This is a genomic window from Polaribacter sp. (assembly GCF_965656025.1).
GTDB lineage: Bacteria > Bacteroidota > Bacteroidia > Flavobacteriales > Flavobacteriaceae > Polaribacter.
Map to the genome: position 1 here is coordinate 20,265 of NZ_CBFHJT010000032.1, position 11,489 is coordinate 31,753.

The following is an 11,489-nucleotide window of genomic DNA, read 5'->3' on the forward strand; positions in this document are numbered from 1 at the left end:
AAACCAAAAACTAATAAAAATGAATTTAACACTTAAAATTTGGAGACAGAAAGACGCTAGTTCAAAGGGTCAAATGGTAGATTATAAGGTTACAGAAATATCAGAACACATGTCTTTTTTAGAAATGATGGATGTTCTGAACGAGCAGTTGGTAAATTCTGGTGAAGAGCCTGTAGCTTTTGATCATGATTGTAGAGAAGGTATTTGCGGTATGTGTTCTATGTATATTAACGGAGAAGCACATGGGCCAGATAGAGGTGTAACAACTTGTCAGCTGCACATGCGTATGTTTAAAGATGGCGATACCATTACTATAGAACCATTTAGAGCAGCAGCATTTCCTGTAGTTAAAGATTTAGTAGTAGATAGATCTGCTTTTGATAGAATACAACATTCAGGTGGTTATATTTCTGTAAATACTTCTGGTAACACACAAGATGCAAACTCAATACCAATTGCAAAAGAAGCTGCAGATACAGCTATGGATGCTGCAACATGTATTGGTTGTGGTGCTTGTGTAGCAACCTGTAAAAACAGTTCTGCAATGTTATTTGTGGGTGCAAAAGTATCTCAGTATGCCTTATTACCACAAGGACAAGTAGAAGCAGCAGACCGTGTACAAAACATGGTAGCTCAAATGGATTTAGAAGGTTTTGGTAACTGTACCAACACTGGTGCTTGTGAAGTCGAATGTCCTAAAGGAATTTCTTTAGACAACATTGCAAGAATGAATAGAGAGTTAATGAAAGCTTCTATTTAGAAATTCATAAACATGTCATTTCGAAATGAGCCTTTTTGGCGATTGAGAAATCTAAATAAAATTAAAAAAGCCCAAAACTAAACTTAGTTTTGGGCTTTTCTATCTCTAAATATTTTCACTTTTGTTTATTAAACACTCAATTAATCTATATCTTCAAAAAACTGTTTTGGTGAAACACCTAAAATTTTTAATATAATCAGGAATCTTTCTATATCTAATCTAGTTTTGCCTTTCTCTATTTTAAAATAGCCACTTTCGCTCAAAGCAAGTTTGTCTCCCATATCGTGTAAAGAAATTCCTTTTTCTAATCTTAGTTTTTGAACTTTATTTAAGACAGCTTTGTGTTGGTCTTTGATAAAAAATTGGTAGTAATTATTCATAGCAGCAGTAAAAATACATATAATTAACCAAAAACTACTTTCCATTTTCGCCTAACGGTTTTCAGTGAGGTTTTTTGATTTTATCACTAATTTCAGTTAGTCCAAAATGGAAAGCGATTTATTAGGTTTTATAAAAAATGTTTGCCAAATTTGAACAGAAGAAGTTGCTATGAAAAAGAAAAACTTCCCATAAAATACTAACCCTTTTTTTAAAAGATTCATGTCATTCCGAAATGAGGAACGATTGAGGAGTCTGTAAATAAAATAAAACCTCCGCTTGCGGATTTAAGAAATATAAAAATCGTGTAAATAAATGTACAACTTAAAACAAATGCCTATGTAAATAAACACTAAGAAGCAGAGGAAGTGTTGCAAAAGTACCATTTTTTCTACAAGTTTTTTAGAGAATTTTAAACTTGTTTAATCATATAGAATTCCGAATATAATTATATTAATTAATCTAGTTTTAGGTTAAAAATTTAAAAGAATATGAAAAGTTTATTTTTAGGATTAACATTTTTATTAGCATCATTTAGTGGAACTACAGATGTTAAAGAAACAACAGTAACAACAGAATTTGTTTGTAGTAATTGGGTTGAAGTAGACCCTGGTTGCGACAATCATTTCTGGCTATGTACAGATGGTCAAACAACTGAAGAAGTATTAGAAGATGCTTGGTATTTCTCAAATGGAAGATGTTAATTTTTTTTGTGCGCAAATTAATTTTTGCGCACATTTAATCAAATATAATTCTTAAATATGAAACAAATTTTTAAAATATTATTTTTCTGCTTATTTACGAGCAATATTATAGGACAAATTCAAATTAAGGGTAATATGAGTTTTCCTCCTATCGAATATAATGCAGAAAAATTAGAACAAACAAAACAAAACATTTATTATAATTATACATATATTTCAAACCCTAAAAAAACTGAAAAAACAAAATCTTCTTTAACTTTACTTCAAATTGGTCAAAATTGGTCAAAATTTGTAGATTTTAATACTTTAAAAAAAGATTCTATAGAAGAAAAATTTAGCTCCTATAAAAATTTAGGCGCAATTGAACTAAATAAGTTACTCGCTATAAGGGCGGAAATAGGGTTTAAAAAAAATATTTTTAAAGATTTAAAAAATAACTCCTTAACGATTCAAAGTAAAATTTACAAAAAAAATTATGAGTATAAAGAGAGAAAAAATAGTTTAAGTTGGCAGCTTGTAAAAGGAAATAAAACAATTCTAAAATATAAAGTAAAAAAAGCAATTATAAGTTATGGAGGCAGAAAATGGATAGCTTGGTATACAGAAGAAATACCAATTAATTTAGGTCCTTATGTTTTTGGTAATTTACCTGGCTTAATTTTAGAGTTGTATGATGATAAAAAAAACTTCCATTTTATATCTATTGGTGTTGATAATGAACAAAAGGAAATCTATAAGTTAATTAAAAAAAATACAATAGAAACATCAAAAGAAAACTTTTTTAAAGCTGAAAGAAATTTTTATGAAAAGCCTGAAAATTTTATTACAGGAACTATTAGAGGAGGTGCAAATTTTAAAAAAATACCATATAACCCAATAGAAATTATTGATTAATGAAGTTATTTATAAGTTTTGGTATATTTTATCTTTTTTCAATTTTTAGTTTTTCTCAAAGCATAATTAATGGTAAGTTAAAAACTGTAAAAGGTGTACCAATTTCTGGTGTTAGCGTAACAATTAGGCTACTAAATACAGATGCAATTTTAAACTATAGTATTTCTAATAATAAAGGAGAATTTTCAATTAGAATAAATTCTAAAACAGAAAAAATTCAACTTAAAATTAGGTCAATGGGTTTTAAAAATGTTACCAAAATTATTGTAAATAAAACCCAAAATCTAAATTTTGTTTTAGAACAAGAAATAACAGAATTAAAAGAAGTTATTGTAAAGTCTTTTCCAATTTCACGCAAAGGAGATACTATAAATTATTTTGTAAAATCATTTTCGAAACAAGAAGATAGAACTATTGCAGATGTTTTAAAGAATATGCCAGGTATTGAAGTTTTGGATAATGGTAAAATCTTATATCAAGGGAAACCTATTAATAAATATTATATTGAAGGTTTAGATTTGTTGGAAGGGAAATATAATTTAGCTAATAAAAATTTACCTTATAAAACTGTATCTAAAGTTCAGGTTTTAGAAAATCATCAACCAATAAAAATGTTAGACAGCTTGGTGTATTCAGACCAAGCAGCTATAAACATAAAACTTAAAAACAGTTACACTTTTACAGGTCAGGCAGAAATTGGTAGTGGGTTATCTCCTTTACTTTGGGATGCCAGTATAACTCCTATGCTGTTTTCAAAGAAAAAACAAATGTTAAGTTCTTATCAATCTAATAATACTGGAAACGATGTAGCTTCACAATTAAAAACTTTAACAATTGAAGATTTATTGGAGCAATTTGAAAGAAATGATGAAAAACAAGATTGGTTATCTATTCAAAAACTTCTAACACCTAATTTTTCAGAAAAACGTTGGTTAAATAACAACATTCATTTAATTACAACTAATTATTTACAAAAATTAGAAAACGATTATGAATTGCGATTAAATGTATCTTACATTAATGATTATCAACAACAAAATGGAGTTACAAATACTCAATTTTTCACCTCAAATGACACTATTCGTTTATTTGAGCAGAAATATAACCAACTTTACATAAACACTTTAGAAACAAATCTAACAATTCAAAAGAATACTAAAAAAAAATTTTCAAAAAACAGCTTACAATTTCAAGGCTATTGGGATAGTCAACAAGGCAATATTCAACTTAATAATGATGATATTAGTCAAAACTTAAGTAATAGCTACTTTAAACTATCAAATAAGTTTAAAATGCTATTTACATTTGGGAAACAAATTGCCACATTAAATTCTTATATAGGTTTCAGCAAAACACCTCAATCATTAAAAGTTAATCCAGGGCAGTTTAATGACTTTTTAAATAATAGTAATGAATATACTGAAGTTATTCAAGACATAGAACTTAATACATTTTACACTAACAATTCTTTAGGCTTTACAAAACGGTGGAAACAATTTAGTTTTAGTCCAAAAGTTGGTTTTCAGTTTGAAAAACAAAATTTAGAAAGTGCTATTTTAACATCAGAAAACACAATTAAAAATTTTCAAAATAATTTAGATTGGTTACGCACTAAATTCTATTTTAATTTACAAACACAATACAAAAAAGAGAAATTACGGCTAGAATTAAAAACTCCTATTAATTTTTATAATTATCAATTAGAGGATAAACCTTTGCAACGTAATCAAAATCTAAATCAACTCACTTTTGAACCTAAGTTGTCTTTGTATTATGATGTTACTAACTTTTGGAGAATTGCTTCATCAATAAGCTTGAGTAATCAATTTGGCAGTATAAATCAAGTATACTACAATTACATCTTATTAAATTATAGAAACATACAACGTATAGATGCTCCTTTACCTGAAAATCAAAACATTAGTTACTCTACATTTATTGGATATAGAAATCCTATTGAAGCATTATTTTTTAACTTATCTTATTCAAAAACAATAACTAATAATAATTTACTTTACAACGCACAAATTTTAGACAACGGTTCAATTAACTTTCAAGCTATTGAACAAAATAATGAAAGAAAATCTCATAATTTTTCTACCAAAGCGAGTAAATATATTAGTTCAATAAACACGAATATAACTCTGAGTACCAATTATAGTTTACAATATTTTCAGCAAATTTTGAATTCTGATATAACAGATATCTCTAATCAAAATTGGGGTTTTAACGGAAATGTAGATATCGATATTACTGATTGGTTAAATACAGAATTAACATCTACTTTTCAATTTTCAAACAATCAAATCCAAGAACAGAAAAATCAAACGATAACTCAACAATTTCATAAATTCAATATTAATATTTACCCAAAAGAAAATCAATACTTAAGTTTAAAAACAGAATTTATCAAAAACAATTTATTCTCTGAAAACACTAAAAATTTATTTGCAGATTTATTATATCGTTATACTTGGAGTAAAAAAAATATTGATTTTGAAGTACAATGGAATAATATTTTTAACACGGAAAATTACAGTATTTTAAATATTAATAATTTTAGTTATTTGGAATCTAATTTTATTTTAAGACCAACACAAATATTATTTAAGATTAGATTTTCATTGTGAAAATGTTAGCCTGTTATAAATGAAGTAGAAAATGACATTTGAAAAATTTATGATTTAGTGGTTCTGAAATTAATTCTATCTTCAATATAATCAGGGTAAATAATTTTAAAGCAATCGTTTTTCAGATTTTATAGTTTCAGACAGTAAAACGTTTATTTTACCAAGAATTATAATGTTTTCTATTGAGTATAATTTGTAGGTTTATTTTAAAAGCGTAAGCTCTTTATTTACAAACTTACCTACTTGTATGCCTTGGGTTAAACCTTCGTTTACAGCAGCTTCATAATGTATACCGCCATAAATTCTACTAATTGCAGCTTCTTTTGCTGCGTTTCTAAAAGAAGCAAACTTTCTCATAGGTAATCCATAAGGGATTTCTGTGGTGTCTTCGAAAGAAAAATTTTCTCCAAAGATGTTTGTTAAAACTTCTGCAGCTGCTCCAGAAACAACAGAGTGGCCACTTGTATATTCTGGAAAAGGGGGTGTTTGTAAAAGTGGAGCCCAAGTATCGTCTATAAATTTATTAATCAAGGTTTCTGGTCTAACTAAATTACTTCTATATTTCTCGTCCCAACAACTAATAAAGGCGTCTGCAATAGCTATTGATGTTTTTGTGTAAGCAAAAACAGTTTTACTAAAATTTGAATTCGTTTTTTTTGTCGCAATTTTACAAATACCAATCCAATGTGCACCAGGTGTAATTTTTTTGGCAGCAAACATAAAGTGTCCTTTATTTACAGCAACATAGGGGTTGCAATCCCAAAACTGAGCAATTTTTAGTTCTTCAGAATTATTCCCTTTTTGTTTGATTTGGTTTGTTAAATCATATACATATTTTAATTCCTTATAAAATTTACTTTCCTTTTCCATAGAAAATGCTGGTGGTGGCACAGGTTTAAACTGTGATGCACTATCTAATAAAAAAGGCCTAATTTTATTCCAATGAGGTTCTATACCTTTCATGTATGCAGGTGGAGTAGGTTCCCATCTACCAGGGTTTTTAGAAGAGATATTAAAATCTGGCATGTTTCTAGTTTCTTTATAATTATCTGTTTTAATATAGTTTAAAACATTTTTTATAAAGGGATTGGCATAGTTTTTTGCATTTGAAAACTGAGAATTATTTAGGATTTGCCAACTGTTGTACAAACTATCTCTATAAACATCTACTTTTTCTTTAGAAAATACAAGTTCTCTTGCGATTTCTAAATACCCAATTAAAGCGGCTATTTTTTTATCTACTTTTTTATCATCTTTAGTTTTTGTTAGCAAAAGCTTGTTTAATTGTTCGCCTAAAGGTTTGTAATCTTTAGCGTTTGAATTTAATATTTCATAAGAAGCAATGTTGGGATATGCATAAATTCTACTAGCTACTGGTGGCGAAAAAATATCGTGAATCATTACAGAGGTTAAATGATCTACAACATTATGGTAATCTTGTGAAGTAATTGTAATATTTTCTTTTTCTTGACAAGAAAACAACATGAGTACAAATAAAAAAAAGGTAAGGGTTTTCTTTAATAAATACATACTACTATTTTTTATAAGTATAGGTTTTTAAGGTATCGTTATTTGGTATTACTAACAAAAGGTTTTCTTTTTTCATTTTGATACTTTTTACTGTTTTTATTTGTTCGTTAAACGGCACAATGCCATAGTTTGATACAAACTTATAATCAGTAACATCTTTTAATAATAACCCTTTTAAAGCAGTATAACCTCCATGATAAGTGTTCACGCTTAAAGTGTTGCCAGAAACAATTAATGCTTTGCTATTGTCTATTTCTATGCGGCTAAAGCTTGTAATTGGTGCTGTCTGAAATGCCAAAGGAAACTCTTTAAAAACAGAAAAATTACCATCGTTGTTTTCTAAATAGCCCGAAGCTAAATTGGTTACATAACTTTTTGTTGCTTTAGCATAACTTTCTGCTGTTATAACTTCTTTTACTGGTTTTAATGCATAATTCTTGTGCTCTACAAAACGCTTGCTAATTATATTCATTTGTGCAGCCAATTCATCTTTAGAATGTACAGGATATTCTATCCCTTTTTTCGTGTAAGCAATTAAGGTTTCTTTTTTTCCATTTTCATCAAAATCTCCCGCAAATAATACTAGAGGATTTTCTTCAGATGCTTTAAACCTTGTGTTTAAACCCCAGTTTCCTAGTAATATGTCTTTATCTCCATCTTTATCAATATCAAATAAAGAAATAGATTGCCACAAACCATTTAAGTTATTAACGGTTTTTAATTCAGTTAATTTACCATTATTATTTATAAATATTTTTGGGCTATCCCATTCTGTGGCAATTAGTAAGTCTTTTTGATTGTCGTTATTTACGTCTGCCCACACAGCATCTCTTACCCTAGTTTTTAACTGAAATTTTAAATCGGCCTTAAATTTACCTGTTCCATCGTTTATAAGTATCGCTGAGTTTACTGTATTACTAAAACTTTGCGGATCAGATAAATTTCCTATAAATAAATCAACATCTCCATCATTATCATAATCATATGGAGCAACACAAGAGGTATTTAATGGGTTTGTTAAGGTTTTGCCTTTTGTTCTCTGGAAAACGCCATTTTTATTCATGTAAAGTCTATCGACTTCAAAATTTCTATTTCTTTTGCTGTGTATACCAGAGGCCACATACAAATCTAAATCTCCATCATTGTCTGCATCAAAAAAAGTGGCGTCATTATCTTCAAAAACGGCATCTATTTCAAATTGTTTTTGTGCAGATTTTTTTAATGTCTTTCCATTATTTAAATATAATTCAGCAGTTTTTCCAGAGGCATTTCCTATAAAAATATCTTGATATCCATTTTTATCTATATCTCCAACAGCAACAGCCGGCCCTAATTTAGAAACTTGGTAAGGAATTAGTTTTTCGTTATTGGCATCGTAATAAATATCTTCTTTATGACTATTTAAAAGTAGTTTACTTCTTGTAAAAAGCACTTCATTTTTATTACCTAAACTATAGTCATAAATAGCATTACCTTCTTTGTAATTAATGGTATTTGTTTTGTTGATGGTAATATTTTTTTCTGTTTGAAAGGTATTATCGGGCCAAATAATTTTTATAGAATCTACTTTTTTTAAAGTGTCTATACCAAAGTGAATTTTTTGTTCTACAGACGATATAAAACCTCTCGAAGAAAATAATTGTTTTGATTGACTTTTGCCATTGTTATATAAAATGACTTTTGTACCAATAGCATTGCGATTTTCTTTCTTATAATTAAAAATAAGGCTTACTGCATTTTTTTTGTTATTGGTAGTGTTTTCAAAAATAGAAGCCTCGGTATTTAGGTTGTTGGTTATAAGATCTAAATCTCCATCTAAATCTAAATCTGCATAAATGGCACCATTAGAAAGTGATGGTTTTTTCTCTATCCACTTTCCTGTTTCTTTAGAAAAATGCCTAGAGTTGCCTTTATAAATTTCATTACTAACTTTACCTGAAGGCATTTTGGTTATTGATTTAAATAACCAATTTAAACCCTCTTTTTGCCCCTTATTTTTAAAAGCACTAGCTACATATTTTTTAAAATCTAACCCATTTGGTCTTCTATTAATACCATTACTAATAAACAAATCTTGATGACCATCATTATTAAAATCTGCGAAAAGTGGAGCCCAACTCCAATCTGTATCAGCTACATTATTTTGTAATGCAGCTTCGTAGAAATAGTTTCCTTTTTTGTTAAACTGTAACATATTTCTAGAGTATTGATCCTTATACCCTTGTTTTCTAAGTTTTTCTTGCATGTTGTACATGGCATCATCTCCTTCTGTTTCTTTTAAAACACGTTCATCACTAGGTAACATATCTAAGGTTATTAAATCTTGATACCCATCTCCATTTATATCTGCAGCATCACTACCCATAGAAAATCTAGAAATTGTAGAAAAATTACTTTTTAATGCCTCTCTAAAGGTTCCGTTTTTATTGTTAATGTAATAATAATCATCTTCATGAAAATCGTTACAAACATATATATCGTCCCAACCATCGTTATTAAAATCTGCAATAGAAGCACTTAAACCATAACCATTTACACCACCATAAATATTTGCTTTTTTACTTACATCTGTAAATTTACCATTGTTGTTTTCTAATAAAACGTCTCCTGTTAATGGTACTCTTTTATTTCTTTGACTTGCTTTTCCGTGAGATAGATTAGTATGTACTGCATGGTTTACAATATATACGTCTAAATCATTATCTTTATCAAAATCAAAAAAATAGGCTTGGGTTGCGTAACCTTCTAAACCTAAACCATATTCTTTTGCTTTTTCAGTAAAAGTATTGTCTCCATTATTAATAAAAAGCTCGTTTTTTCCTTCAAAGTCTAATAATTTAGAAACAGTACAAACGTAAATATCTAAAAAACCATCGTTATTAATATCTACCATAGTTACCCCAGTATTCCAGTCTGAGTTGCTAGAAATATTAGCAGTTTTAGAAATGTCTTTAAATGTTAAGTTTCCTTTATTTAAGTATAGTTTATTATCTCCTTGATTAGAAACAAAATACAAATCTGGTAAGCCATCATTATTAATATCACCAGCACTTACACCACCACCATTATAAAAATAAATATAGTTGATAATGCTATGATTTACATCTTCAGTTAAAGTATTTTTAAACTGAATACCTGTTTTAGATGAGGAAAGTTTGTTTAATAGGTAGTTTTGATTTTTTTCTGATTTTTTTGAGTCAGAACATTTAAAGAAAATAAATGTAAACAAAAGTACCGTAAAAAATGAAATATTTTTTGGCATTTAGAATTTGTATCAAATTAATTTCCATCAAAGATAAAATAATTAATTAACATAAATTTAACAGAAACACCATAATGTTACTTCCGCCCAAAATCTGCAGGAATTTCCCCCCAAGCTTTGGTTTCCCATTTCAAAATGGGGTTTTTAAAGCTGTTTTCTTTTAACCAATTTTCGGCTCTTTTAATCAATTCTAACAAGTCTTTATTAGAAGCATCAAAATGAATATTGGTTTTACATTTTTTTTGACGAATCCAACTCATGGCAATTTTAGAATCTGAATAAATAGGAATGTCTTCCTTATTCTTACTTTTTAAAAGGGCAATGCCATGCACTAAAGCCAAAAACTCGCCAATATTATTCGTGCCTTTAGCATAAGGACCTTTTTTAAAAATTTCTTTTTTGTTGTGGGTAAGTACACCTCTGTATTCCATTTTTCCAGGATTGCCAGCACAAGCAGCATCTACAGCAATACTTTCTAAATTGGGTTTACCATACGTAGCTTTTTCTTTAGCAGATAAAGTAGCTTTTTTGGTGTTTTTACCTTTATAGTCTTCGTATTTTCCTTTGGATGCTTTTTCGGCTTCATCTAAACTGCTAAAAGATTTGTATTGTGCGTTTTCAAAACCATCAATTTGTGCTTTACAAACCTTCCAAGAAGTAAAAACTCCTTTTTTCCTGCCATTCCAAACTACATAAAACTTCTTTTTACTCATTCGTAGATAAAATTACTTCTTCTATAACTTTAGGAAAATAACGTTGTTCTAATATGTGAATTTTTTCTGCAATAGTTTCTGGAGTATCTTGATCAGTTAATGCAGTTTTTGCCTGAAAAATAATAGCACCTTCATCATAGTTTTCGTTCACATAATGAATGGTGATACCTGTTTCTAGTTCTTTATTAGCTGCAACAGCTTTGTGAACGTGCATGCCATACATACCTTTCCCACCATATTTTGGTAGCAATGCAGGATGAATGTTGATAATTTTATTGGGAAAAGCAGCTATAATTTTCTCTGGAATTTTCCATAAAAAACCAGCAAGAACAACAAAGTCTGCCTCTTTTTTTAGTAATTCTAATATCGTATCTGTTTTAGAAAAATCATTTCTAGTAAAATGTAAACATTTGGTATTTAGTTTTTTACATCTATCAAAAACTTTGGCATGTTCATTGTTACACAATGCCATAGTAACCTTAGCGTTCTTAGTGTGATTAAAAAACTTAATAATATTCTCTGCGTTCGATCCAGAACCAGATGCAAAAACAACAATTCGCTTCATATCTTACAATTTCTAAGTTACAAAAAAAGGAATAATTATTAACAAACTGATTA

The 11,489-nt window shown here is 28.5% G+C and carries 9 protein-coding genes; 4 read left to right on the top strand and 5 right to left on the bottom strand.

Annotated features, from left to right (window positions below):
• On the top strand, nt 1-760 hold a 760-nt coding region (locus ACTG3S_RS07850; protein WP_439128800.1), incomplete at its 5' end, for a succinate dehydrogenase/fumarate reductase iron-sulfur subunit.
• Nucleotides 761-900: 140 nt separating this feature from the next.
• Here ACTG3S_RS07850 and ACTG3S_RS07855 read toward each other — a convergent pair.
• Nucleotides 901-1,185 carry a helix-turn-helix domain-containing protein gene (locus tag ACTG3S_RS07855; protein WP_439128801.1) on the bottom strand — a complete coding sequence of 95 codons (285 nt, stop codon included), beginning with the start codon at nt 1,183-1,185 and terminating at the stop codon, nt 901-903.
• 444 nt (nt 1,186-1,629) lie between these two features.
• Between ACTG3S_RS07855 and ACTG3S_RS07860 the strand changes: the two genes are divergently transcribed.
• The 3 genes from ACTG3S_RS07860 to ACTG3S_RS07870 are packed head-to-tail and all read left to right on the top strand — an operon-like array spanning nt 1,630 to nt 5,366.
• On the top strand, nt 1,630-1,842 hold the full coding sequence (locus ACTG3S_RS07860; protein WP_439128802.1) for a hypothetical protein: 213 nt from the start codon (nt 1,630-1,632) through the stop codon (nt 1,840-1,842).
• Nucleotides 1,843-1,899: 57 nt separating this feature from the next.
• Nucleotides 1,900-2,736, top strand: a complete 837-nt coding sequence (locus tag ACTG3S_RS07865) for a GLPGLI family protein (protein ID WP_439128803.1) — start codon at nt 1,900-1,902, stop codon at nt 2,734-2,736.
• A complete protein-coding gene (locus tag ACTG3S_RS07870; protein WP_439128804.1) occupies nt 2,736-5,366 on the top strand; it encodes a hypothetical protein in 2,631 nt (876 codons plus the stop codon). Before ACTG3S_RS07865 ends, ACTG3S_RS07870 begins: the two co-directional genes overlap by 1 nt.
• Nucleotides 5,367-5,567: 201 nt before the next feature.
• Here ACTG3S_RS07870 and ACTG3S_RS07875 read toward each other — a convergent pair whose 3' ends face one another.
• The 4 genes from ACTG3S_RS07875 to purN form a co-directional block, all read right to left on the bottom strand.
• Complete coding sequence (locus ACTG3S_RS07875; RefSeq protein ID WP_439128805.1) at nt 5,568-6,896, bottom strand: vanadium-dependent haloperoxidase; 1,329 nt, start codon at nt 6,894-6,896, stop codon at nt 5,568-5,570.
• A 4-nt stretch (nt 6,897-6,900) separates the two neighbouring features.
• On the bottom strand, nt 6,901-10,158 hold the full coding sequence (locus ACTG3S_RS07880) for a VCBS repeat-containing protein (RefSeq protein ID WP_439128806.1): 3,258 nt from the start codon (nt 10,156-10,158) through the stop codon (nt 6,901-6,903).
• Nucleotides 10,159-10,235: 77 nt separating this feature from the next.
• Entirely contained in the window at nt 10,236-10,871 is a 636-nt protein-coding gene (locus ACTG3S_RS07885; RefSeq protein WP_439128807.1) for a ribonuclease H1 domain-containing protein, read from the bottom strand.
• The gene (gene purN, locus ACTG3S_RS07890) at nt 10,864-11,436 is read right to left on the bottom strand and encodes a phosphoribosylglycinamide formyltransferase (RefSeq protein WP_439128808.1); all 573 of its coding nucleotides are present in this window, start codon (nt 11,434-11,436) and stop codon (nt 10,864-10,866) included. Before purN ends, ACTG3S_RS07885 begins: the two co-directional genes overlap by 8 nt.
• Between the last annotated feature and the right edge of the window lie 53 nt (nt 11,437-11,489).

Bases quoted from the DNA above. Each gene is read 5' to 3' on its own strand.
- purN (WP_439128808.1), bottom strand. From the start codon at position 11,436: ATGAAGCGAATTGTTGTTTTTGCATCTGGTTCTGGATCGAACGCAGAG.
- ACTG3S_RS07865 (WP_439128803.1), top strand. From the start codon at position 1,900: ATGAAACAAATTTTTAAAATATTATTTTTCTGCTTATTTACGAGCAAT.
- ACTG3S_RS07885 (WP_439128807.1), bottom strand. From the start codon at position 10,871: ATGAGTAAAAAGAAGTTTTATGTAGTTTGGAATGGCAGGAAAAAAGGA.
- ACTG3S_RS07870 (WP_439128804.1), top strand. From the start codon at position 2,736: ATGAAGTTATTTATAAGTTTTGGTATATTTTATCTTTTTTCAATTTTT.
- ACTG3S_RS07875 (WP_439128805.1), bottom strand. From the start codon at position 6,896: ATGTATTTATTAAAGAAAACCCTTACCTTTTTTTTATTTGTACTCATG.
- ACTG3S_RS07880 (WP_439128806.1), bottom strand. From the start codon at position 10,158: ATGCCAAAAAATATTTCATTTTTTACGGTACTTTTGTTTACATTTATT.
- ACTG3S_RS07855 (WP_439128801.1), bottom strand. From the start codon at position 1,185: ATGGAAAGTAGTTTTTGGTTAATTATATGTATTTTTACTGCTGCTATG.
- ACTG3S_RS07860 (WP_439128802.1), top strand. From the start codon at position 1,630: ATGAAAAGTTTATTTTTAGGATTAACATTTTTATTAGCATCATTTAGT.